The organism is Elioraea rosea (assembly GCF_007644105.1).
GTDB lineage: Bacteria > Pseudomonadota > Alphaproteobacteria > Acetobacterales > Acetobacteraceae > Elioraea_A > Elioraea_A rosea.
Genome location: NZ_VFAC01000001.1, coordinates 91004 through 112332, shown reverse-complemented (window position 1 = coordinate 112332; position 21329 = coordinate 91004). Strand labels below are relative to the sequence as shown.

The window sequence follows — 21329 nt, the reverse complement described above, 5'->3', positions numbered from 1 at the left end:
CCTGCACCGCTCAGGAATTGGCGAGGCTGAGCAGGGCCTGGGCGAGCACGCGCGCGCCGTTGGCGCAGGCGACGGGCTCGGCATGCTCGGAGGGGTGGTGCGACACGCCGCCGCGGCAGGGGATGAAGATCATCCCCGTCGGGCAGACGGGGACGAGGAACTGAGCGTCGTGGAACGCGCCGGAGGGCAGCGCGAGCGATGACAGCCCCTGCGCCTGCGCCGCGGCGGCTACGGCGCCGGTGGCAGTCTCTGCGAAGTCGACCGGCAGGGCGTGGAACCGCTCATGCACCGTCGCGGTGCAGCTTCGCATCGCCGCCTGCACGACGCCCGCGATCGCATCGCCGCGCGCGAGCAGGACCGCCTTGTCCGGGTGGCGGAAGTCGATCGTGAACACGGCCTTGTTCGCCACGCTGTTCGAGGTGTCCGGCTCGACCTTGATGGAGGCGACGGTGAAGCGCAGCACGTCGTCCGGGTCGTGCATCAGCTGGTTCAGCGCGCCGATGGCGCGGACCATGTCCTGCACCGCGTCGCGCCGGAGCGCGAGCGGGGTCGTGCCCGCATGGTCGGACCGGCCCTCGACGGTGACGGTGAACCAGCGCGAGCCCTGGATGCCGGTGACGACGCCGATCTCCTTGCGCTCGACCTCGAGGCGCGGCCCCTGCTCGATATGCGCTTCGAGATAGGCGTGTGGGGCGTAGCCGAGCGGGCGCTTGGCGAGGTCGCTCTCTGCCTCCATCTGCTCGGCGAGCGCATCGGCGTAGCGGATGCCGTCACGGTCGACGAGGTCGTCGAACTCGCTCATCGGCTTGAAGCCGGTGAAGCTCATTGAGCCGGTGCAGCCAGGCGCGTAGCGGCCGCCTTCCTCGTTCGTCCAGGCCACCACCTCGATGGCGCGCTTCGGCCGGATGCCTGCGGTCGCGATCGCCTCGATCGCCTCGAGGCCGGCGAGAACCCCGTAGATGCCGTCGAAACGCCCGCCCTGGGGCTGGCTGTCCATGTGACTGCCGGTGAGCACGGCAGGCAGCGACGGGTCCTCGCCCTCGAGGCGCAGGAAGAGGTTGCCCGCTGGGTCGATCGTGACGGAGGCGCCCATCTTCTCCGCCCAGGAGATCAGGAGCCGCCGGGCGGTGCGGTCGAGCGCGCTGAGGCAGGGGCGGTTGACGCCCTTGTGTCCGCCCTCGAACTCGAACCCGCCGATCTCGCCCATTTCCATCAGGCGCTGCCACAGCCGACCCTCGCTCACGGCGGCAACGGCGTTCGGCGCGACACCAGCACTCATCGATCGTTCTCCCCATCCATTCCACGCGATCTGGCCCGCGCAAGGCCGCTCCGTCAACGCGGCTTTCGCCGCGTCGATGAGGCCCAGCATCGTCGATAGGTGCGGACGTCGCTCGGGGGTGGTCGGCTCGGCAACGACAACGTCATGCAGCCGTCGCGTGGCCGTAACAGACAAGGCCTAAGGGTGGTGGCACATCCAGCCGGAGGACCGCCATGACCGACACCGCACGCCCGACCCGCCGCGCGCTGATGGGCGGCGCGCTCGCCGCAGCCGGGCTTCTCGCCCATGTTCCCGGCCGTGCCCGCGCCGAGGCCCCGCGCCGGCAGGGGACGCTCAGGGTCCACCTGCTCGGCCTCGACACGGCCGACCCGCACCGTCACACCGGCTCGATCGCGGTGCAGCAGGTCTACGTCGAGGCGCTGACATCGATCGCCGACGATGGGCGCGCGCTGCCATACCTGGCGGAGAGCTGGGCCATCGAGGATGGCGGCAAGCGCTACGTGTTCCGAATCCGCGAGAATGTCCGCTTCCACAACGGCAGGGTCCTCACGGCGGCCGATGTCCGGGCCAACGCCGAGCGCGTGCGCGACAAGGTGCGCGGCGGCTGGCTGTCCGCGCCGATGCGTCTTGTCGAGAGCCTCGAGGCGCTGGACGAGCGCACCTTCGTCATGACGATGAAGGAGCCCTACGGCCCGCTCCTGAACCTGCTCTCGGAGCTCTGGATCGTCGCCCCCGAGAGCGAGGGGTGGGACCAGACGATCCGCACGCCCATTGGCACCGGCCCGTTCCGCTTCGGCCGCTGGGTGCCGAACGAGGTGTTCCATGCGCCGGCGTTCGACCGCTACTGGCAGCCGGGGCTTCCGCGTGCCGAGGCGGTCGAGTTCTCCCTGCGCGACCTCGAGGATCCGACGCTGGCGCTTCGCGCGGGCGACCTGCACATCGCGCGCGCAAGGGCCGCCGCCCTGCCCGAGCTCGCGCGCGATCCCGCGATCGAAATCCAGTTCATGAAGGACACGTCCTGGTTCTTCTGGTCGTTTAACAACCGATCGCCCCGCGCGCCGTTCGACCGCCCCACAGTGCGCCAGGCGCTGAGCTTCGCGATGGACAAGCCTGCCATCATGCGCCTCGTCGCCGGCGACGCAGGCGTGGTGACGAACCAGATGGCCGCGCCCGGCCAGTTCTGGTTCGACCAGGCGATCCACGATGCCGATGCGCATGCGCGCCCCGATCTCGAGCGCGCCCGCGCGATGCTCCGCGCCGAGGGCGTGGAGCCTGCGCGCACGCCGCTCCGGATCGTGTCGTGGCAGACCGATTATGCGCAGGTGGCGGCGCAGGCCATGCGCTCGCTTGGCTTCCAGGTCGAACATCTCGCGCTCGACGATCTCGGCGCGCAGCGGCGCCTCGGCGCCTATGACTGGGATCTCGCGCCCTTCGCCTCCGGCCCGCGCGCCGACATCTTCCTCCGCTTCGTGCGCATGATGTCGGACGGGCCGAACCCCGGCCTGTGGGGCGGCGTGCGCGACGCCGAGTTCGACGCCCTGGTGCGCGGCGCCGTCGCCGCCGTCGATCTCGCCGAGCGCAGGCGCCTCTACCTCGCTGCCTGGAAGCGGGCGATGGATGGGTACTACACGGTGGTAGCCGGCCACGCGGCGGAGGCGATCGCCAATCGCCGTGAGGTCATGGCCTGGTCTCCCGGGTTCACCTGGGGAGCGAACCGGGTCGATGGCGGAGCCGCCTTCGCCTCGCTCGGCTGAGCCCCCGTGCCAGAGGGCATCGGCCCCTCGCTGCCAACGCCTGCCCTCGTCCTCGGAGCAGATCGGCCCGGGGACGCGGGAGAGGCGCTGCAACGACGCCTGCCTGATCCGCTCCTGCTCGCGGTGGCGGTGGTCGTCGCGCTGATCCTGGCCGCGCCTGCGCTGCTTCCGGCCGACCCGCTGGCGCAGGACCTGTTCGCCCGCAACGCGCCGCCCGGACCTCCTGCGTGGCTCGGTCGCGACAATCTGGGCCGCGATGTCCTGGCAAGGCTCCTCGCGGGCGGGCGGATCACGCTTGCGATCGCCGCCGGCGCGGCACTGCTGTCGCTGCTGTTCGGAGCGGGGCTCGGCCTCGCGGCGCTCGCTGCGGGGCCCTGGGCGTCGGGACCCGTTTTCGCGGTGTTCGACCTCGTTCGTGCGATGCCGTCGATACTGCTCGCGCTGTCCCTGCTCGTGGCGCTTGGCGCGGGCGTCGGGCCGGTGGTGGTCGCGCTCGGCGTCTCCTTCGCGCCGACGATGGCGCAACTTGCCCGCGCCGCCTGGCAGCGCGAGCGGCAGGCCGGCTATGTCGAGGCCGCTGTCGCGTCGGGTGGCACAACGTGGACCGTGCTTCGCCGCCATATCCTTCCCAACGTCGCGGGCGTGCTCGTCACCCAGCTGGCGATCGTGCTGCCTCGCTGCGTAACCTCCGAATCGGTGCTGTCCTTCCTCGGCCTCGGCGTCCCGCCCGAGGTTCCGACCTGGGGGCGGATGATCGCCGCGGCGCTGCCTTTCGTGGAGCGTGCGCCGCATGCGATGGCCGCGCCCGCGGCGGCGCTTGGCCTGCTTACCCTCATCCTTGCGCTCGCCGGTGACCGCGTGCGCCGCCACCTCGACCCCTTGCGGCGGCCTGCGTGATGCGGCTTGCCGGGCCCATTCTCCGCCAGCTTCTCACCGCGCTCGCGATCGTGCTCGTGGTGTTCCTGCTCGTCCGCACTATCCCGGGCGATGCGATCGACGTGCTCGGCATCGAGGGAGACCTGACGGAGGAGGAGATGGCAGGCCGGCGCGCCGAGCTCGGGCTCGACCGGCCCTGGATTGTGCAGTTCCGCCTCTGGGCCGAAGCAGCGCTCACCGGCGACCTCGGCCTGTCGCTCCGCTTCAACAGGCCCGTCTCGGACATGCTGCTCTATGCCGCGCCGTCGACGCTGACGCTCGCGGGGCTCTCGCTTTCGCTCGGCGTGGTGCTTGCCGTCACGCTCGCGGTGGGGGCCGCGATATGGCCCGGAGGGTTCCTCCCCGCGCTCGTCCAGGCCCTGAACGTGTGGTCGATCGCCGTGCCGACCTTCGTGGTCGGGCTTGCCGCGATCCTTGTCCTTTCCGTCTGGCTCGGCTGGCTGCCCGTCAGGGGGCAGCTTCTCTCGCCGGTGCTCATCCTCGGCCTCGATATCGCCGGGCAGATCGCCAAGCCGCTGCATGAGGAGCTGAAGGAGGTTGCCGCGAGCCCCTTCATCCGCACCGCCCGCGCCAAGGGCCTGTCGCGGCGCGCCATCGTGCTCGGCCATGTCCTGCCCAACGCGGCCGGCGTGCTCGCCGCCGTCGCCGGCCTCGTGCTCGGCGGCCTGGTCGGCGGAGCGCTGACGATGGAGGTGCTGTTCGGCCTGCCAGGCCTCGGCAGCATCGCGTTCCAGGCGATCGCGGGGCGCGACTATCCGGTGGTCCAGGCCGTGATCATCATCTTCGCGCTCGCGGTGATCGTGGCCAACCTGCTCGCCGATCTCGCCCATACCTGGGCCGACCCGAGGCTTGCGAGCGGCGGCGCTGGCCCGGGCGGAGGAGGCTGAGCAGCCCAGCCTTGCGCGATCCCGCTTCGGGCAGGGTTGCAATCCGGGTCGCGCACGGGCAGATAAGGGCCAGTTCCGGAACGCTTGGCGCGGCAGCCTGGCGGGCGAGCATGCGCCCGCTTCTGCCGCGTCTGTCCATGGTCGCGGACGGTCGCGGCCCGAGCTCGTCAGATACGGAGGCACACGTGCCGCGCACCATCCCGCTCTCGAAGATCCGCAACATCGGCATCACCGCGCACATCGATGCCGGGAAGACGACGACGACGGAGCGGATCCTCTACTACACCGGCCGCTCGCACAGGATCGGCGAGGTGCACGAGGGCAACACCACGACCGACTACATGGAGCAGGAGCGCGAGCGGGGGATCACCATCACCTCCGCCGCCGTGACCGCCCAGTGGAAGGACCACCAGATCAACATCATCGACACGCCGGGGCACATCGACTTCAACATCGAGGTGAACCGTTCGCTGCGCGTGCTCGACGGCGCAATCTTCATCATCGAGGGCGTGGCGGGCGTGCAGCCCCAGTCCGAGACCAACTGGCGCCTGGCTGACCGCTACAACGTTCCCCGCATCATCTTCATCAACAAGATGGACCGCACGGGGGCCGACTTCTACAAGGCCGTGCAATCGCTGATCGACAAGCTCGGCATCACGCCGCTCGAGCTGCAGCTGCCCATCGGGGCGGAGGACCAGTTCGTCGGCGTCGTCGACCTCGTCGAGATGAAGGCGATCGTGTGGGACGGCTCCGAGCTCGGCGCCGCCTTCCACGACGAGCCGATCCCGGCCGACCTGCTCGAGAAGGCCAAGGAATACCGCCAGAAGCTTCTCGACACGGCGCTGTCGGTCGATGACGCGGCGATGGAAGAGTATTTCGACAAGGGCGATGTCTCGGTCGAGACCCTGAAGCGCTGCCTGAAGAAGGGCACGATTGCCGGCACGTTCCGCCCGGTGATGTGCGGAACCTCGTTCAAGAACAAGGGTGTGCAGCCGCTTCTTGATGCGGTGCTCGACTATCTTCCGGCTCCCAACGAGGTGCCGGGCATCCGCACCGTCGTCGAGGACGGAGAGGAGGGCGAGGGCCGCGAAATCGAGATCACCGACGAGGCGAAGTTCTCCGGCCTCGCCTTCAAGATTATCAACGACAAGTACGGTACGCTGACCTTCGTGCGCGTCTACTCGGGCGTCCTCCGCTCGGGCGATCAGGTGCTGAACACGACGAAGGACAGCAAGGAGCGCATCGGGCGGATGTTCCAGATGCACGCCGACAAGCGCGAGGAGATCAAGGAGGTCTACGCCGGCGACATCGCCGCCTTCATCGGGTTGAAGGACACCCAGACCGGCGACACGCTTGCCGACCCGTCCGACCCGGTGGTGCTCGAGCGGATGATCTTCCCTGTGCCGGTCATCGACATCTCGGTCGAGCCGAAGACCAAGGACAGCGTCGAGAAGATGACGCTTGGCCTGCAGAAGCTCGCCTCCGAGGACCCCTCGCTGCGGCTCAAGACCGACCAGGAGACGGGCCAGACCATCCTCTCGGGCATGGGCGAGCTGCACCTCGAGATCATCATCGACCGGCTGAGGCGCGAGTTCGGCGTCGAGGCGAACATCGGCGCGCCGCAGGTGGCGTATCGCGAGACGATCTCGAAGAGCCACACCGAGACCTACACCCACAAGAAGCAGACCGGCGGCTCCGGCCAGTACGCCGAGGTGAAGATCGTGTTCGAGCCGCTCGAGCGGAACTCGGGCATCGTGTTCGAGAACGCCGTGGTCGGCGGTTCGGTGCCGAGGGAGTACATCCCAGCGGTCGAGAAGGGCATCAAGGTGCAGGCCGACACCGGCGTGCTCGCCGGGTTCCCGACGGTCGACTTCAAGTACTCGCTGATCGACGGCAAGTACCACGACGTCGATTCGTCGGCGATGGCCTTCGAGATCGCTGCCAAGGCCTGCTTCCGCGAGGGCATGAAGAAGGCCGGCCCGGTGATCCTCGAGCCGATCATGGATGTCGAGTGCACGACGCCGCCCGACCATGTCGGCGACGTGGTGGGCGACCTCAACCGGCGGCGCGGCATGATCCAGAGCCAGGACATCATCGGCACCTCGGTGATCGTCCGTGCCCATGTGCCACTGTCGGAGATGTTCGGCTACATCTCGGACCTGCGCTCGATGACGAAGGGACGTGCCTCCTTCACCATGCAGTTCCACCACTACGACCCGGTGCCGCGGAACATCGCCGAGCAGATCATGGCCAAGTCGGCCTGACGGGCACGGCCCAGAAGAGACAGGAACGGCGCCGGGGAGACCCGGCGCCGTTCTGCGTTTCAGGGCGGTCCGGTCAGCTGATGAGAAGTGCCACCCAGACGGCGGAGAGCATCGCCACCACGGCAAGGGTGAGGCCCCGCCGCAGCCAGAGGTAGCGCGCACCGAGCCTCCCGAGCCTGTGCGCCGCTTCCTCCGCCACCCCGGTCGCGGCGAAACCCGCGACGAGGATGCCGAAGCCGATCCAGATCGGCGCTAGCAGCGCCGCCCAGGCGATGAGCGAGGGCAGCACGCCGAGGGTGAGGCGCGACCGTGCGGCAGCCGCATCGCCAGGGTCTGCCAGCGCGAGCCCCCAATGCACCGCGCCGAGGAAGGAGAGGATCACCGCTCCGTAGGCGAGCAGCGCATCGACGGCCAGGCCGGAGAACGGCCCCCCGCCGAGGGCGACGATCGTCGCGCCGGCGAATGGGATGAGACCGCCGAGGCCGAGCCAGAGCGTGGGGAAAGGAAGCCTGCCCGAACCGGGGGGCCCCTCCGCGCTCATGCCGGGTGCGCCTCCGCCACCGCCTCGTAGCGACCGCGGAAGTAGAGCAGCGGCCGCCCCGCCTTCTCCCAGGAGAGGCGTTCGACGCGCCCGAGCAGGATCGCATGGTCCCCGCCCTCGACCACGCGGTCTGCAAGGCATGTCAACCGCGCCAGGCAGCCGGGAATGACGGGAAGGCGCGTCTCGTCCTCCTCCCAGGCAAGCCCGTCCCACGGGTCCACCCCCGGGGCATGGCGGCGGCTGAGCGCGAATCGGCGGGCGAGGTCGCGCTGGTTGTCGGCAAGCACGTGGATGGCCCAGGAGGGCGCGGCCGAGAACCGGGCAAGCGCCGTGCCGCCGCGGCCGAGGCAGAACAGGACGAGCGGCGGCTCGAGCGAGACGGACGCGAAGCTGTTAACCGTCACCCCGGCCGGCGCACCCCCGGCGTCGCGCGTCGCGGCGACGCAGACGCCCGTGGCAAAGGCGCCCAGGGCGGCGCGGAAATCCGTCGTTGTGACGTGCATGGGGCGGACATGGCCTCGTTTCGTGCTGCACGCAAGTCCGCGGGCCCGGCGGTGCTGGGTCCTGCAAGCCGGGCTTGTAGCGGGGGCGGGCGATGCGCGGCAGGCGATGGTTGAACCGAAGGCTGCGCAGGATCATGTTGGAAGGCATGCAGGATGACCGCCAGCAGATCCACGTGATTGAGATCATCCCTCCGGGCGCGAAGCCGGGGGAGGAGCGCAACGCGTTCCGCGAGGCCACCTCCGCACAGACCATCCGCCAGCCTTCGCCGCTGTTGAGGACGACCATCCTCGTCGCCGCGTTGGCTGCCGGCATGGGGCTGCTCGCGCTCCTGGTGGTGTTCGCCGCGACCGTCGCGCTCGTTGCCGTTCCAGCCGCGATCGTCGCCGGCATCGCGGCCTGGGTTGGACTACGCTGGCGAAGCTGGCGAGGCGGGACGGGGCGCTAGTTCCCGCCGCCGCGGCCGAAAGGAGCCGCGCCACCGCCTGACCTCGCCACGTCCTTGCGCAACCGCCGCGGGGAAGGGGGAGGAACAAGCAGATGCCGAAGCCCGCCGAGGTCATCGTCCTCGTCGCCGATGCCGCACGCGCCGAACTGTTGCGCAGGCGCACCGGCAGCCCGCCCTTCGAGACGGTCGGCACGTTCGACAACCCCGATGCGCACAGGCCAGACCATGCGCTCGGCAAGGACAGGCCGGGCAGGGCCTTCGAGTCGCAGGGGGCGCGGCGCAGCGCCATCGAACCTCGCTCGACGCCGCGGGCACGCCTGCTCGCCGCCTTCGCGACCGACCTTGCCGGCGCGATCGAGCGGCAGGTCGCGACCGCACCGGGGGTGCGGTTCGTCCTCGCCGCCCCGCCAAGGCTCCTGCGGATGATCGAGGCCCGCCTCGGCCACGACGCCGCGGCGGCGGTGACGCGCACCGTGCCGAAGGACCTGACGAAGCTGCCGCGCCTCGCCCTTCAGGAGCGGCTTTCGGAGATGGTGGCGGCGCTGCGCCAGGCTGGATGAGCGTCCGGGATGCATCGGCGGAGGCGATGCTCACCATCCCTATTCGATATTGGTGCGCAATGGCGCCGGCGCGCATGGTTGACCGCGACACAGGGCGGTTGCCCTGTCAGCACAAGGACCCTGAAACCATGCTCGACCGCCCCTCGAATGCAGCAAACGCCGCGCTCCTGCTCCGCGTGAGCCTCGGCGTGATGTTCCTCGCGCACGGCCTGCTCCTGAAGGTGATGACCTTCGGCCTCGCCGGTACGGCCGGCTTCTTCCAGTCCATCGGCTATCCCGCCGCTCTCGCCTATGTCGTGATCGCGCTCGAGATCGCCGGCGGCGTCGCGCTCATCCTCGGCGCCTATGTTCGGGTCGTCAGCCTCGCCCTCATCCCCGTGATGATCGGCGCGACGCTGCAGCACCTGCCGAATGGCTGGCTGTTCGGCGCGCAGGGCGGCGGCTGGGAATTCCCGGCGTTTTGGACCGTGACGCTCGTCGTGCAGGCCCTTCTCGGCCCGGGCCGCTGGGCGCTGGCGGAGGAGCGGCTGCCCGAACGCAGCACGCTGAAGACGGCGTGAGCCGCCCCGACACCGTGGCGCCGCTGCCTGCCTTCTTCGTCAGTCACGGCGCCCCCGACTTCCCCGCGCGGCCATCGGCCGCGCGGGATGCGCTGTCGGCACTCGCCAGAACGATCGTCCGGCCACGCGCCATCCTCGTCGCGACGGCGCATTGGGAAACGGGCGGGCCTGTCCTCGGCGGGGCGGAGCGGCCGATCACGCTGCACGACTTCCCGGGCTTCGACCATCGCGTCCGCCGAAGGCGGTATCCGGCGCCTGGCGATCCGGCGCTCGCCCAGCGCGCCAAGGCGTTGCTCGACGCGACCGGAATGTCGGCAGCGATCGACCCTGCGCATGGGCTCGATCAGGCCGTGTGGGGCCCGCTCGCCGTGCTCTACCCTGATGCCGAGATCCCCGTTGTACCGCTCTCCGTGCAGCCCTTCGCCGATGCCGCGCACCATCTCGCCGTCGGCCGCGCGCTGGCACCTCTGCGTCGCGAGGGCGTGCTGATCATCGGTTCCGGCGCGTTCACGCACGACACGCGAAGGATGACGAAGCCGGGCGACGACACCGTCTGCCCGAACGCGGCCCGCTTCGCGAGCTGGCTCGGCGAGGCGCTCGCCGCCGGAGACACGGCGCGGTTGCTCGCGTGGGAGGAGGGCCCCTGCGCCTGCACGAGCCACTCGACGGCCGAACACCTCTTCCCGCTTTTTGTCGCCTATGGAGCGGCCGAAGGCGAGGGCACGCTCCTGCACGCGAGTGTCGAACAGGCGACCGTCGCGATGCAGATCTGGCGCTTCGATGGTTCGGGAACCGAACGTTCCGACGAACGTGCGAACGCGGCGACGGCCTGATCAGGCCGCTCGCGCCAGCCCAGAAGCCTCCGCAAGCGCTGCGTAGGACGCCCGGCGCGCGGCGGGATCGTGGCAGGGGGTCAGCACGGCAATTTCGTCGGCCCCACATTGGGCTGCGAACTCTGCAAGTCGAGCCTGCACCGCAGCGCCAGTTCCGATGAAGGCGTCGCCGCCGAGGCGCTCGAGGAACGCGCGTTCGGGCGCCGAGAGAGCGGCGATCTCGGCAAGCGCCCGGTCGGGCGTCGGCAGGGGCGCGTAGATGCCGCGGTCACGCCAGAGCCGCCACAGCAGGCGCGAGGCGGCATGGTGGCGCGCCTCGGCGTCCGACGAGGCAGCGAGCGCGAACACCGCGACCGCCGCGCGCGGCTCGGCGAGCCAGGGAGAGGGCTTGAACCGGCCGCGATAGAGGCCGATCGCGTCCTCTGCCCCGGCATCGGTGATGAACTGAGCGAAGGCGTAGGGAAGGCCGAAATGGGCCGCTACCTGCGCGCCGTAGGAGGACGAGCCGAGGATCCAGATCTCCGGCCGCGTCGGCCCGACGGGGTTGGCGACGATGCGCGCGAAGGGATGGTTCGCTGGCAGCCCCTCGCCGAGCCAGCCCATCAGCTCCGCCACCTGCTGCGGGAAGCGATCGGCCGCCTCGCGCGCCAGCGGGTTCAGCGCGAGCGCCGTCATCCCGTCCGAGCCAGGGGCGCGGCCGAGGCCGAGATCGATCCGCCCCGGCGCCACCGCCTCGAGCGCGCGCGCCACCTCGGCAACCTTCAGCGAGGCGTAGTGCGGCAGCATGATGCCGGCCGAGCCGATGCGGATGCGCCGCGTGCGCGCCCCGATCGCCGCCATGACGATCTCCGGTGCGGCACCGGCATGGGCGAGGCTGTTGTGGTGCTCGGCAAGCCAGTAGCGGCCATAGCCCATGGCCTCTGCCGCTTCGGCGAGCGCGATCGTTTCGCGGATCGCCTCTGCCGGCGTGCGGCCTTCGGCGACGGAGGACTGGTCGAGGATCGAGAGCGGGGTCATGCGGCGATGATGGGTCCCGGGTGAGGCGGGCGCAACTACACGGGCACCCGGCCGAACAGAAGCGTGAGCGCACCGTAAAGAAGCGCGCCGACGGCAGCGCCGACCAGCGTCCCGTTCAGCCGGATGAGCTGCAACTCGCGCCCGACCTTCAGCTCGATCCGCTCGATCAGGTCCTCGTCCGACCAGGTGGAGACCTTGGCCGCGACGAAGCCCTCGATGCGCGTCTGCGCAGACGGCGCGATCGCGGCAACCGTCTCCTCGAGCAGCTTGTTGAGGCCGGCGCGCGAGGCCTCGTTCTCCGACAGCGTGCGGCCGAGATTCCCGAACAGCCCGCTGAGCGCGGTGACGATGCGCCCGTCCTCGCGCTCGGCGTCGAACCGCGCCATCTGCGACAGCCGCATCACCGCATCCTCGAGCCAGAGCGCGACGGCCGGATGCGAGACGGCCCGGCGCAGCGCCGCACCGATCTCGGCCGCGCGCACGGGGTCCTTCTCGAGCCGCTCGATCTCGTGGTTCACCCAGGCGTCGAAGGCGGCGCGAAGGTCGCTGTCGTCCGGCTCGACCTTGGCGAGCTCGGCATTGGCGGCGGAAAGAACCTTGCGCGCGATCCACGCGCCGGCGACCCATTTCACCATCGAGCCGCCCTGTTCCGCGACGCGCGCCTCGATGGCCGCCTTAATCTTCGCCTCGTTCGCCGTCAGCGACGATTTGAGGCGGGTGAGCGCCTGGCTGAACACTTCCTGGTGATGGCTGCCGTCGAGGAAGGAGCGGAGAAGCCGGGCGACCACGGGGCCTGCCTCCGGCCCAGAGACGATCCGCGGCAGGACGCGCCGCAGCGCCCGCACGGCGCGCCCGTCCGCCAGCGCCTCGAGAAGCTGCGGCACGAAGGGGGCGAGCGCGATGGCCGTGCGCCGCGCCGCGGCGGGGTCTGACAGGAAGCGTCCGGCGGCGGCGCCGACATCCACCCCCTCGACGGCACGGCGGATGCTGTCGGGCGTGAAGAACTGGCGGGCGACGAAGCGGCCCATGCCGCCGGCGAGCCGCTGCTTCTGCCGCGGCAGGAGTCCGCCGAGGCCGGTCCATCGCCCGAATGGGTAGCGGAACAGGGCGTTGACGGCGAACCAGTCCGCCACCGCGCCGACGAAGCCCGCCTTGGCGGCGGCATGGGCAAGGTCGAGCCAGAAGGGACGGGGCTCGGGCACGGCATAGAGGCCGATCGTGGCCCCGAGCGTGCCGGCCATGGCGAGACCGGCATAGAGGCGCCAGCGGGTGAGGGTGCGGCGGTCCGCGTCGCGCTCCTGCGCGCGGAGCGCTTCCAGGGGAAGGTCATGCGGTGACATGGGGCGGACGCTACCAGAGACGCACGCTCTTGCCGCCCCGGCGCGTGAACGTTATACAATAACATTCCATGCATCGGCACACCCACCACCAGAGGCCCTCGCCCCTCTCACTCGCCGCCGGCGTGCCGGAGCGGCTGCTCCTCGCGGGCCTCCTCGCCGCGCTCCTCTGGGCCGGCGTCGCCTGGGCGGTCCCCTGATGCAGCGCTCCCCTCCCGCGCCGGCGATCATCCTCGAGGGGCTGACGGTGGCGTATGACCGGCACCCCGCCGTGCACCATGTCAGCGGGACGTTCGGCGCAGGCAGTCTCACCGCCATCGTCGGCCCGAACGGGGCGGGCAAGACGAGCCTTCTCCGCGCCGTGACCGGCGAGGCCAGGATCGACGGCGGCCGCATCGACCGCGGCGGCATCGCCGCCTCCGACATCGCCTACCTGCCGCAGCAGGCGGCGCTCGACCGGTCCTTTCCCATCTCCGCCCTCGAGGTCGTGATGATGGGGCATTGGCGCCGCGCGGGGCTATTCCGGCGCATCGGCGGCGCAATGCGCCGGGAGGCGGAAGCGGCGCTGGCCGCCGTCGGCCTCACCGGGTTCGAGACGCGTCAGATCGCCAGCCTCTCTGCCGGGCAGTTCCAGCGCGTCCTGTTCGCGCGGATGCTCCTGCAGGACTGCCCCGTGATTGTGCTCGACGAGCCCTTCACGGCGATCGACGCGAGGACCACCGCCGACCTGCTTCGAGTCGTCGCGCGCTGGCATGGCGAGGGGCGCAGCGTCATCGCCGTGCTGCACGACCACGACCTCGTGCGCACGCATTTTCCCGAGACGCTCCTGCTCGCCCGCGAGGCCATCGCCTGGGGCCCGACGGCAGAGGTGCTGGTGCCGGCCAATGCGCTGCGCGCGCGGATGATGGCAGAGGCCTGGGCAGACGACGCGGAGATCTGCGCCCGCGCTGCCTGAGCGCGCGGTTGGAGGCGGCGATGCTGCTCGATCCGTTCCTCGACTACGCCTTCATGCGGCGCGCGCTCGTCGGCTGTCTCGCGCTGTCTCTTGCTGCACCGCCGCTCGGCGTGTTCCTCGTGCTCAGGCGGCTGTCGCTGATCGGCGATGCCCTCGGCCATGCGATCCTGCCAGGCGTCGCGCTCGGCGCGATGGTCGGCGGCCTGAGCCTCGTCGCGATGAGCGTGGGCGGAGTGCTGGCGGGGCTTGCCATCGTCGTCGCCGCCGGCCTCGCGTCCCGCGGCACGGGCCTGCGTGAGGATGCCTCGCTCGCGGGGTTCTACCTGGTGGCGCTCGCGCTCGGCGTCGTGCTCGTCTCGATGAGCGGAAGCGGCGTCGACCTGCTCGACCTGCTGTTCGGCGCGGCCCTCGGCGTGGATGACGGGGCGCTCCTGTTCATGGCCTCGGTCACGACGGTGACGCTCGTGGCGCTGGCGCTGATGTGGCGCCCGCTCGTCGCCGAGACGTTCGACCCAGGCTTCCTCCGCCATGCCGGCGGCGGCGGCGCGGCGTGGCATCTCGCCTTCCTTGCGCTGGTCGTGCTGAACCTCGTCGCCGCCTTCCATGCGCTCGGCACGCTCATGGCGGTCGGGCTGATGATGCTGCCCGCGACGGGCGCGCGGTTCTGGTCAGGCTCCGTTGGCGGGCAGGTGGTCGCGGCGGTGCTCGCGGCCTCGGCCGCCTCCGTGGCGGGGCTGCTCGTGTCCTTCCACGCGGACCTGCCGACGGGCCCTGCCATCGTCCTCGCTGCCGGCGCGATCTGGGCGCTCGGGCTTGCAGCGGGGCCGCAAGGGTCGCTTCTCCGCCGATGGGCGCGCCGCCCGCATCTTGCAGGATAGGAGGTCAGCCATGCACCGCATTGCACGCCGCGCAGTTCTCGCCGCCCCGCTTCTGGCGGCGCCCTTCGTATCGGCCCGGACCGCGCGCGCGCTCGACCCGCGCCCGACGGTCGCCTCCTTCTCGATCCTCGGCGACTTCCTGCGCGAGATCGGCGGCAACTTCCTGACCCTCGAGACGATCGTCGGGCCGGAGGCGGATGCGCATGCCTTCTCACCTGCGCCCTCGGATGCGCAGAAGCTTTCCCGGGCCCGGTTCGTGGTGCTGAACGGGCTCGGCTTCGAGGGGTGGATGCCGCGGCTGATCCGCGCCTCGGGCTTCCGGGGCACGGAGATCGTGGCAAGCCGCGGCATCGCCACGATCAAGGCCCAGGGTGGTTCGCACGGCCACGGGCACGGCCATGCCCATGACGACGCCGACCCGCATGTGTGGCAGGACCCGCGCCGGGCCCAGGCGATGGTGCGGACCATCGCAGAGGGCCTCGCCGTAGCCGACCGCGAGGCGGCGGAGGCCTACCGCATGGCGGCGGCGCGCTACATCGCCACGCTCGAGGCGCTCGACGCCTGGGTCGAGGCACAGTTCGCGACGATCCCGCGCGCGCGGCGGCGGATCGTGACGAGCCACGACGCGTTCGGCTATTTCGGCGCGCGCTACGGCATCGATTTCCTGAGCCCGCAGGGCATCTCGACCCGCGGCGAGCCTTCGGCGCAGGCCATCGCGCGGCTCGTGCAGCAGATAAGGCGCGAGCGCATCGCTGCGCTGTTCATCGAGGGCGGCGCGAACCCGCGCGTTCTCGAGCAGGTCGCGGCCGAGAGCGGCGCGCGCATCGGCGGCAAGCTCTACGCCGATGCGCTGAGCCGCACCGACGGGCCTGCGCCGAGCTATGTCGAGATGATCCGCCACAACACGCGCATGATGGCCGAAGCCCTCGCGGCCTGAGGCTCAGCGGATCGCCAACGCAACGGCGAGACCGGCGATCGAAAGCGCGGCGAGGGCAAGGCCAGGCCACGCGCCGCGACTGCCGCCGAAGGCGAGGGCGTAGCCGCCCTTCACCGCGTTGTTGCTCGCGCAGGCAAGCAGGATCGCCCCCACCGCGCCAGGCTGTGGCGTCGTCGCGAGGTTGATCGTGAACGCATCGAGGTCGCCCAGGCCCACGATGGCGCCGACAGCATACACCCCGGCGGTGCCGAAGCGCCCCCCGAGCAGCGCCATCGCTGCCGAGATGGCGATGAAGAGGGCGGCGAACGCAAGCGCCGAGGGGATGCGCAGCGGGTTGCCGGATGGCAGCGGCGCTTCCGGGCCCGGGCCGCGTCCCGCGAGCAGCATCGCCCCGGCCGCCAGGCCGGCGGCAACCGAGAACCCGGCAAGCCACGGCGCGAGCGCAAGCCCGAGGCCAGGGTTGAACACGCCGGCGACGACGCCGACGCGGACGAACATCACCGCGGTGGCTGCGACTATACCCGCCTCGATCGCGGGCTGCCGCGTCTCCGCCCCGCGCAGGTCGCGCGCGAGCGCCACCGTCACCGCCGTCGACGACCAGAGCCCCCCGAGCAGCGCGCCGATCAACGTTCCGTGCCCGCGCGAGACGTAGCGCTGCAGCAGGTAGGTGCCCCAGGAGATCGCTGACATCGCAACGACCGCGAGCCAGACCTGGAACGGCGTCACCGGCAGCCAAGCGGCGATCGGCTCCCGCGGCAGCACGGGAAGGATGACGCCTGCAAGCACGAGGAACCGGGCCGCGGTGGTGATCTCCTCGCCTGGCAGCTTCGCGGCAAGCGCGTGCAGCGAGGTTCGCGCGCGGATCAGCAGCACCACGGCCATGGTGAGCCCGACGGGGATCCATGAGGGGAGCGAGACCGAGGCGGGGCCGATCGCCGCGGCCGTCATCGCGCAGGCCGGAACCATCAGCCCGCCGCGCAGCATGGTCTGCCCGCCCGCCTGGAGGCCGAGCCAGGCGCGCCAGTAGAGCAGGCCGGAGGCCGCGACGAAGAGCAGGAAGGCGAGGAAGGCGAGCCCCTGCGCCGGCTCGAGAAGCCAGAGCACCGCGCCGGTCAGGGACAGGGTGGGGAACGTCCTGATCCCGCCCGGGCGGCGGACATTGTCCTGCCCGTAATGCTCCTCGTAGGCGAGGCCGAGGAAGAAGCCCAGGCCCAGGGCGAGTGCGAGCCCGACGGGAAGGGAGGGCGCGTCATTCATCCACGCACGCTACCATCCCGGCGCGAATCGACACGAGGAGGGATGGATGCTGCGGCGCATCGACATCGAGAACGGCCGGCTCTGCAATGCGGTGGTGCACGGCAACACCGTCTACCTGGCGGGCCAGATCCCCGAGGACCCGACGGCGGACGCGGCGGCGCAGACGGCGAGCGTGCTTGCGCAGATCGACGAGCTCCTCGAGCGCGCGGGGTCGGACAGGCGCCACATCATCCAGGCGCTCGTCGTGCTTGCCGACATCCGCGACGCAGCGGCAATGAACGCGGCCTGGGATGCGTGGGTGGACAAGGAGCACCCGCCAGCGCGCGCGACCATCGAGGGCAAGCTCGTCGACCCGCGCTGGAAGGTGGAGATCATCGTCACGGCCGCGCTCAAGGGCTGAGGGCTGCGCGTTAGAGGCGCGGCGGCGGCTCCTTGTCCTTGGACTTCGCCGGCCAGATCACCGTGAGCCTGTCGAGCACGCCAAGGAAAAGCGCAGAGAAGATGAACACGATGTGGATGACGACCTTCCAGTAGATGTCGTCGTTCGTCACGTTCGTCGCGTTCATGAAGATCTGCAGGAGGTGGATGGAGCTGATCGCGACGATCGCGGAGGCGACCTTGATCTTCAGGCTTCCGGGATCGAGCTGGCTGATCCAGGTGATGCGCGGCGTGTCGCCATCGCCGCTGTCGAGGCGGGAGACGAAATTGTCGTAGCTCGACAGCATGACCATGACGACGAGGCCCGCCACGAGGGCCTTGTCGATGAGCTGCAGCATCGCGAGCAGCACGGCCGTCTCGTCGGCGCTCGGGAATTTCAGCGTGATGTCGACGATCTTGAGGACGAACTGCCCCGCGAAGATCACCAGCGCGAAGGCGAGGCCGATGTAGAACACCACGAGCACGTAGCGGCTCGCGAGGATCGTGCGCTCGATGATCTTCTGCAGTGCGTTCATGCCCCGCTTCCCGCTCAGGCCGCCACGGGAAGGCCGAGCGCGGCGAGGTCACGCGCGAGCGCATCGGGCCCGGTGTAGTGCACGGCGCGCAGCCCCGTGGCCGCGGCGCCGGCGACGTTCTTCGCGCTGTCGTCGATGAACACCGTCCGCTCCGGCGTGACGCCGAAGCGCTCGATCGTGTGGGTGTAGATCGCCGCATCCGGCTTCACGAGGCCGATGCGTCCTGAGACGACGACGCCGCGGAACCGGCCGAGGAAGCCGTACAGCTCCTCTGCGATCGGGAAGGTCTCGGCGGACCAGTTGGTGAGCGCGTAGAGCGGCACGCCGGCCTCGTGCAGCCTCTCGAGGATCGCGACGGTGCCGGCGATGGGGCCGGCGAGCATCTCCATCCATCGGCCGCGATAGGCGGCGATCAGCTCCGCCTTGTCGGGGTGGACGGCGGAAAGCTCGGCGATCGCCTGTGCCCAGGGGCGGCCGCGATCCTGCTCAAGGTTCCAGGCAGGCGCGCACACCTCGCGCAGGAAGGCCTCCATCTCCGCCTCGTCCTCGAACAGCTTGCGGTAGAGATGGCGGGGGTTCCAGTCGATCAGCACGCCGCCGAGGTCGAAGATCACGGCGTCGATGGTGCGGTCCATCCGGGGCTCCTGTTGCGGCGCGGCAGAGAGAAGGGGGAGGCGTAGCGCGCCGTCAAGCACCCCCGGCTAGGACGCCGGCTCGGCCCGGCCGAGGGCAGCGACCGCCTCGCGCACCCGGGCGGCGATTGCTGCCGCGTCCGCCGCCCCCGCCGTGAGTTCCGCGGCAGCGATCGGCGGGCCGAACACGACCCGCACCGGGTGGGGCCTGGGAAACCTCGCCGTGCGCGGCATCGCCTCGAAGGTGCCGATGATCCGGGCCGGAACCACCGTCGCGCCGGTCGCGCGCACCAGCTCGCCGATGCCGGGAAGGAAGCGCTGGACGGTGCCGTCCGGGCTCCGCCAGCTCTCCGGGAACCAGACGAGGCAGTCTCCCCGCGCAAGCGCCTCGCGGCCATAGGCGAGCGTCGCGCCCGGTGCGCGCTCATCGACGGGGAAGATGCGCGCGGCACGGGCGAGGAAGCGGCCGAGCCCCGAGCCGAACAGCCTCGCCCGGTCTCCCGACCAGCGCACCCTGCGCAGCGCCCGCCCGGGCAGGGCGGCGGCGATGATCGGCGGGTCGATGTCGGAGAGGTGGTTGGCGGCGATGATGACCGGGCCATCGGGAATGTTCTGCCGGCCCTCCGCGCGCAGCCGGAACATCACCGCCATGAGGCCCCGGTTGACGCCGGCGAGCACGCGGCCGGCGAGGCGCGGCCAGAGGCCAGGTTCGTCGAGCCAGGAGAAGTCGGGCGGGGCGGCCTGCGCGGGCGCGGATGCCGGGCGGTCGATGACGAGGCGCAGCAGGTCCTCGATCGTGCCGACCGAGCCGAGCTCCTCCTCGCCGAGCGACACGCCGAGCCGCGCCTCGATCTCCATCGCGAGCGACAGCATGCCGAGGCTGTCGAGCCCGAGATCGAGCTGCGGCGACTGCGCGGGCGAAACGACCTTGCCGGGGAAACGCTCCTTCAGCAGCGCCCACAGCGCATCGGCAGGCGGCGTGGCGATCAGCGCGCGCTCCTCCTCCGAGAGCTCCGCCTTCGCCGGGGCGCGGCCCGCGGCGGCATCCTCGTAGAGCTTCGGCAGCAGGAAGCGCTGCACCTTGCCAAGGCGCGTCCGCGGCAGCTTCTGGCGCGTGATGGCGAAGCCCGCGAGCCTCTTCCAGGTCGGCAGTCGATGGCCGACGGAGGTGAGCGCGACGCGCACGGCATCCTCGATGCGCGGCGTGCCGGAGGCGGCGATCGCTGCCTCGTCCGGCACCACGAGCGCGAGAAGCGCGCCGCGCTGCTCGAACAGCGCGATCTCCGCGATGGCAGGATCCTCGAGGTAGAGCTTCTCGGCCTCCTCGGGGAAGATGTTCTTGCCGCCGCCGAGGACGATCATCTCCTTCACCCGCCCGGAGATGTGGACGTAGCCGTCCGCGTCGATGAAGCCGAGATCGCCCGAGCGGAACCAGCCATCCTCCGTGAATGCCGCCGCGTTCGCCTCGTCATTGTCGAGATAGCCCGCGAACACGGAGGGGCCACGCGCCTGGAGCTCGCCGATGCCCTCGCTGTTCGGTTCGGCGACGCGGAGCGCTATGCCGGGAAGAGGGAAGCCCTCGGCGCCGATGCGGGCGCGGTCCTTGTGGTTGTTGGTCAGGATCGAGGCGGTCTCGGCAAGCCCCCAGCCGGAGAGCACCTGCCAGCCGAGCGCCTCGAGCGGCCAGATCGTCTCTGCGTCGAACGCCGCCCCGCCCGACGCCATCAGCCAGAGGTCGGGCGCGAGGTTGCGGTGGAGCGAACCGAACAGCCGCTTGCCGACGCGCAGCCCGAAGCGCCGGCGCAGGAAGAGAGAGAGCGAGAACAGCGCGCGGAAGGCGAGCCGCTTCGGCAGGGGCTGCGCAGCGACGCGCCCCATCAGCCCTGCGAGCAGCGCGCCGTAGAGCCGCGGCACCGCCGCCATCGCCGTGCAGCGCCCGGCCTTCAGCGCTGCGACCAGCAGCGGCCCGGTGACCCCTTCGGGCAGCACCACCGTCGCGCCGGTCGCGAGCGGGGTGAGCACGCCCACGGTCAGCGGATAGACGTGATGCAGCGGCAGCGGCAGCAGCGCACGGTCGCGCGCCTTGATGATGCCCTGGCCGGCGATGGCGCGGACGTTGTGGAAGATGTTCGCGTGGGTGAGCAGGAAGGCCTTGGGCGTGCCGGTCGTGCCGCTGGTCGTGACCAGCATGGTCGGGTCCTGCTCGTCGATCTCCGGCAGCGGCGCGGTCTCGCCTGCCGCCCAGTCGGACCACCGCGGCAGGCCCTCCGCCTCGTCGAGCGTGGCGATCGCGAGCCCGGGATCGACCGCGACGAGCCGCGGGGCGAAGGCGGCGTCCGTGAAGGCGAGGCGCGCCTCGGAGGCCGGAACGAGCAGGGCGAGCTCGGCATCCGAGGTCGTCTCGTCGAAGGCGACCGCGACGGCGCCGAGCGCTCCGAGGGCAAGGCGGACGATGATCCAGTCCGCCCCCGGTGCGCCGAACAGGATCGCCCGGCCGCCGCGGCTGAGGCCGCGCGCTGCGAGCGAGCCCGCGAGCGCCAGAGCGCGGCGCGACAGCTCGGCGTAGGCGAGGGCGTGCGGCTCGCCGCCGCGGACGGAGAGGAGGGCTGGGTGGTCGCCGCGCCCGGCCAGGGCCTCGACGAGGTCGCGCGTCGTGCGCAGCGTGCTCGCATCCTGCATTGCCAGGACAATATGGCGACCTGCGCCGGCGAGGCGAAGCGGGGAGGGGCTGACGTTCCAGTCAGGCGCGCAGGAGAGGCGGCCTTGCGCGCCGGGCATGGGTCGCCACGGTTCCGCCACG

22 protein-coding genes are annotated in these 21329 nt (G+C 71.0%); 13 read left to right on the top strand and 9 right to left on the bottom strand.

The window, feature by feature from the left end:
• Positions 1-10 precede the first annotated feature (10 nt).
• Positions 11-1279, bottom strand: coding sequence for a M20 family metallo-hydrolase (locus FIF60_RS00555; protein ID WP_144182723.1), 1269 nt, complete (start codon positions 1277-1279; stop codon positions 11-13).
• 212 nt (positions 1280-1491) lie between these two features.
• Between FIF60_RS00555 and FIF60_RS00550 the strand changes: the two genes are divergently transcribed.
• The 4 genes from FIF60_RS00550 to fusA all read left to right on the top strand — a co-directional run bounded on the left by FIF60_RS00550 (position 1492) and on the right by fusA (position 7120).
• On the top strand, positions 1492-3033 hold the full coding sequence (locus FIF60_RS00550; RefSeq protein WP_144182721.1) for an ABC transporter substrate-binding protein: 1542 nt from the start codon (positions 1492-1494) through the stop codon (positions 3031-3033).
• A gap of 6 nt (positions 3034-3039) precedes the next feature.
• Positions 3040-3930 (top strand): ABC transporter permease, encoded by an 891-nt coding sequence (locus FIF60_RS00545; RefSeq protein WP_239451424.1) that lies wholly within the window; start codon positions 3040-3042, stop codon positions 3928-3930.
• Positions 3930-4856: an ABC transporter permease gene (locus FIF60_RS00540; RefSeq protein WP_144183158.1), complete on the top strand. Its 927-nt coding sequence runs from the start codon at positions 3930-3932 to the stop codon at positions 4854-4856. The genes FIF60_RS00545 and FIF60_RS00540 overlap by 1 nt, the downstream gene beginning before the upstream one ends.
• 137 nt (positions 4857-4993) lie before the next feature.
• Complete coding sequence (gene fusA, locus FIF60_RS00535; RefSeq protein ID WP_239451447.1) at positions 4994-7120, top strand: elongation factor G; 2127 nt, start codon at positions 4994-4996, stop codon at positions 7118-7120.
• Positions 7121-7193: 73 nt separating this feature from the next.
• Here the strand turns inward: fusA and FIF60_RS00530 are convergent, their stop codons facing one another.
• Both FIF60_RS00530 and FIF60_RS00525 read right to left on the bottom strand, forming a co-directional pair.
• Positions 7194-7661, bottom strand: coding sequence for a DUF3429 domain-containing protein (locus tag FIF60_RS00530; RefSeq protein WP_144182717.1), 468 nt, complete (start codon positions 7659-7661; stop codon positions 7194-7196).
• Complete coding sequence (locus tag FIF60_RS00525; RefSeq protein WP_144182715.1) at positions 7658-8164, bottom strand: flavin reductase family protein; 507 nt, start codon at positions 8162-8164, stop codon at positions 7658-7660. The genes FIF60_RS00530 and FIF60_RS00525 overlap by 4 nt, the downstream gene beginning before the upstream one ends.
• Before the next feature lie 146 nt (positions 8165-8310).
• Here FIF60_RS00525 and FIF60_RS00520 point away from each other — a divergent pair, with 146 nt between their 5' ends.
• From FIF60_RS00520 to FIF60_RS00505, 4 genes are all read left to right on the top strand, one after another.
• On the top strand, positions 8311-8610 hold the full coding sequence (locus FIF60_RS00520) for a hypothetical protein (RefSeq protein ID WP_144182713.1): 300 nt from the start codon (positions 8311-8313) through the stop codon (positions 8608-8610).
• Between the two features lie 92 nt (positions 8611-8702).
• Positions 8703-9170 (top strand): host attachment protein, encoded by a 468-nt coding sequence (locus tag FIF60_RS00515; RefSeq protein ID WP_144182711.1) that lies wholly within the window; start codon positions 8703-8705, stop codon positions 9168-9170.
• A 128-nt stretch (positions 9171-9298) separates the two neighbouring features.
• Positions 9299-9730: a DoxX family protein gene (locus FIF60_RS00510; protein WP_144182710.1), complete on the top strand. Its 432-nt coding sequence runs from the start codon at positions 9299-9301 to the stop codon at positions 9728-9730.
• Positions 9727-10563 carry a DODA-type extradiol aromatic ring-opening family dioxygenase gene (locus tag FIF60_RS00505; protein ID WP_158639006.1) on the top strand — a complete coding sequence of 279 codons (837 nt, stop codon included), beginning with the start codon at positions 9727-9729 and terminating at the stop codon, positions 10561-10563. The genes FIF60_RS00510 and FIF60_RS00505 overlap by 4 nt, the downstream gene beginning before the upstream one ends.
• Here the strand turns inward: FIF60_RS00505 and FIF60_RS00500 are convergent, their stop codons facing one another.
• Both FIF60_RS00500 and FIF60_RS00495 read right to left on the bottom strand, forming a co-directional pair.
• The gene (locus FIF60_RS00500) at positions 10564-11580 is read right to left on the bottom strand and encodes an LLM class flavin-dependent oxidoreductase (RefSeq protein ID WP_144182706.1); all 1017 of its coding nucleotides are present in this window, start codon (positions 11578-11580) and stop codon (positions 10564-10566) included.
• Between the two features lie 35 nt (positions 11581-11615).
• A complete protein-coding gene (locus tag FIF60_RS00495) occupies positions 11616-12920 on the bottom strand; it encodes a DUF445 domain-containing protein (RefSeq protein WP_144182704.1) in 1305 nt (434 codons plus the stop codon).
• A 68-nt stretch (positions 12921-12988) separates the two neighbouring features.
• Between FIF60_RS00495 and FIF60_RS22215 the strand changes: the two genes are divergently transcribed.
• From FIF60_RS22215 to FIF60_RS00480, 4 genes are read left to right on the top strand one after another with little or no spacing between them, the layout of a single operon-like run.
• Positions 12989-13117: a hypothetical protein gene (locus FIF60_RS22215; protein WP_275426696.1), complete on the top strand. Its 129-nt coding sequence runs from the start codon at positions 12989-12991 to the stop codon at positions 13115-13117.
• Entirely contained in the window at positions 13117-13872 is a 756-nt protein-coding gene (locus FIF60_RS00490; RefSeq protein ID WP_144182702.1) for a metal ABC transporter ATP-binding protein, read from the top strand. Before FIF60_RS22215 ends, FIF60_RS00490 begins: the two co-directional genes overlap by 1 nt.
• Before the next feature lie 20 nt (positions 13873-13892).
• Positions 13893-14750, top strand: a complete 858-nt coding sequence (locus FIF60_RS00485) for a metal ABC transporter permease (protein ID WP_144182700.1) — start codon at positions 13893-13895, stop codon at positions 14748-14750.
• Positions 14751-14760: 10 nt separating this feature from the next.
• The gene (locus FIF60_RS00480) at positions 14761-15687 is read left to right on the top strand and encodes a metal ABC transporter solute-binding protein, Zn/Mn family (RefSeq protein WP_144182698.1); all 927 of its coding nucleotides are present in this window, start codon (positions 14761-14763) and stop codon (positions 15685-15687) included.
• A 3-nt stretch (positions 15688-15690) separates the two neighbouring features.
• Here the strand turns inward: FIF60_RS00480 and FIF60_RS00475 are convergent, their stop codons facing one another.
• Positions 15691-16944 carry an MgtC/SapB family protein gene (locus tag FIF60_RS00475; protein ID WP_144182696.1) on the bottom strand — a complete coding sequence of 418 codons (1254 nt, stop codon included), beginning with the start codon at positions 16942-16944 and terminating at the stop codon, positions 15691-15693.
• A gap of 46 nt (positions 16945-16990) precedes the next feature.
• Here FIF60_RS00475 and FIF60_RS00470 point away from each other — a divergent pair, with 46 nt between their 5' ends.
• Complete coding sequence (locus FIF60_RS00470) at positions 16991-17344, top strand: RidA family protein (protein ID WP_144182694.1); 354 nt, start codon at positions 16991-16993, stop codon at positions 17342-17344.
• A 10-nt stretch (positions 17345-17354) separates the two neighbouring features.
• Here the strand turns inward: FIF60_RS00470 and FIF60_RS00465 are convergent, their stop codons facing one another.
• The 3 genes from FIF60_RS00465 to FIF60_RS00455 all read right to left on the bottom strand — a co-directional run bounded on the left by FIF60_RS00465 (position 17355) and on the right by FIF60_RS00455 (position 21307).
• Positions 17355-17897 carry a TIGR00645 family protein gene (locus FIF60_RS00465; protein ID WP_144182692.1) on the bottom strand — a complete coding sequence of 181 codons (543 nt, stop codon included), beginning with the start codon at positions 17895-17897 and terminating at the stop codon, positions 17355-17357.
• 14 nt (positions 17898-17911) lie between these two features.
• A complete protein-coding gene (locus FIF60_RS00460) occupies positions 17912-18532 on the bottom strand; it encodes an HAD family hydrolase (protein ID WP_144182690.1) in 621 nt (206 codons plus the stop codon).
• Between the two features lie 66 nt (positions 18533-18598).
• Positions 18599-21307: an AMP-binding protein gene (locus FIF60_RS00455; RefSeq protein WP_158639005.1), complete on the bottom strand. Its 2709-nt coding sequence runs from the start codon at positions 21305-21307 to the stop codon at positions 18599-18601.
• Between the last annotated feature and the right edge of the window lie 22 nt (positions 21308-21329).

What these genes read in the sequence shown, in the direction of transcription:
- FIF60_RS00555 (WP_144182723.1), bottom strand. Translation starts at nt 1,279, where the DNA reads ATGAGTGCTGGTGTCGCGCCGAACGCCGTTGCCGCCGTGAGCGAGGGT.
- FIF60_RS00550 (WP_144182721.1), top strand. Translation starts at nt 1,492, where the DNA reads ATGACCGACACCGCACGCCCGACCCGCCGCGCGCTGATGGGCGGCGCG.
- FIF60_RS00540 (WP_144183158.1), top strand. Translation starts at nt 3,930, where the DNA reads ATGCGGCTTGCCGGGCCCATTCTCCGCCAGCTTCTCACCGCGCTCGCG.
- fusA (WP_239451447.1), top strand. Translation starts at nt 4,994, where the DNA reads ATGGTCGCGGACGGTCGCGGCCCGAGCTCGTCAGATACGGAGGCACAC.
- FIF60_RS00530 (WP_144182717.1), bottom strand. Translation starts at nt 7,661, where the DNA reads ATGAGCGCGGAGGGGCCCCCCGGTTCGGGCAGGCTTCCTTTCCCCACG.
- FIF60_RS00525 (WP_144182715.1), bottom strand. Translation starts at nt 8,164, where the DNA reads ATGCACGTCACAACGACGGATTTCCGCGCCGCCCTGGGCGCCTTTGCC.
- FIF60_RS00520 (WP_144182713.1), top strand. Translation starts at nt 8,311, where the DNA reads ATGCAGGATGACCGCCAGCAGATCCACGTGATTGAGATCATCCCTCCG.
- FIF60_RS00515 (WP_144182711.1), top strand. Translation starts at nt 8,703, where the DNA reads ATGCCGAAGCCCGCCGAGGTCATCGTCCTCGTCGCCGATGCCGCACGC.
- FIF60_RS00510 (WP_144182710.1), top strand. Translation starts at nt 9,299, where the DNA reads ATGCTCGACCGCCCCTCGAATGCAGCAAACGCCGCGCTCCTGCTCCGC.
- FIF60_RS00500 (WP_144182706.1), bottom strand. Translation starts at nt 11,580, where the DNA reads ATGACCCCGCTCTCGATCCTCGACCAGTCCTCCGTCGCCGAAGGCCGC.
- FIF60_RS00495 (WP_144182704.1), bottom strand. Translation starts at nt 12,920, where the DNA reads ATGTCACCGCATGACCTTCCCCTGGAAGCGCTCCGCGCGCAGGAGCGC.
- FIF60_RS22215 (WP_275426696.1), top strand. Translation starts at nt 12,989, where the DNA reads ATGCATCGGCACACCCACCACCAGAGGCCCTCGCCCCTCTCACTCGCC.
- FIF60_RS00490 (WP_144182702.1), top strand. Translation starts at nt 13,117, where the DNA reads ATGCAGCGCTCCCCTCCCGCGCCGGCGATCATCCTCGAGGGGCTGACG.
- FIF60_RS00485 (WP_144182700.1), top strand. Translation starts at nt 13,893, where the DNA reads ATGCTGCTCGATCCGTTCCTCGACTACGCCTTCATGCGGCGCGCGCTC.
- FIF60_RS00480 (WP_144182698.1), top strand. Translation starts at nt 14,761, where the DNA reads ATGCACCGCATTGCACGCCGCGCAGTTCTCGCCGCCCCGCTTCTGGCG.
- FIF60_RS00475 (WP_144182696.1), bottom strand. Translation starts at nt 16,944, where the DNA reads ATGAATGACGCGCCCTCCCTTCCCGTCGGGCTCGCACTCGCCCTGGGC.
- FIF60_RS00470 (WP_144182694.1), top strand. Translation starts at nt 16,991, where the DNA reads ATGCTGCGGCGCATCGACATCGAGAACGGCCGGCTCTGCAATGCGGTG.
- FIF60_RS00465 (WP_144182692.1), bottom strand. Translation starts at nt 17,897, where the DNA reads ATGAACGCACTGCAGAAGATCATCGAGCGCACGATCCTCGCGAGCCGC.
- FIF60_RS00460 (WP_144182690.1), bottom strand. Translation starts at nt 18,532, where the DNA reads ATGGACCGCACCATCGACGCCGTGATCTTCGACCTCGGCGGCGTGCTG.
- FIF60_RS00455 (WP_158639005.1), bottom strand. Translation starts at nt 21,307, where the DNA reads ATGCCCGGCGCGCAAGGCCGCCTCTCCTGCGCGCCTGACTGGAACGTC.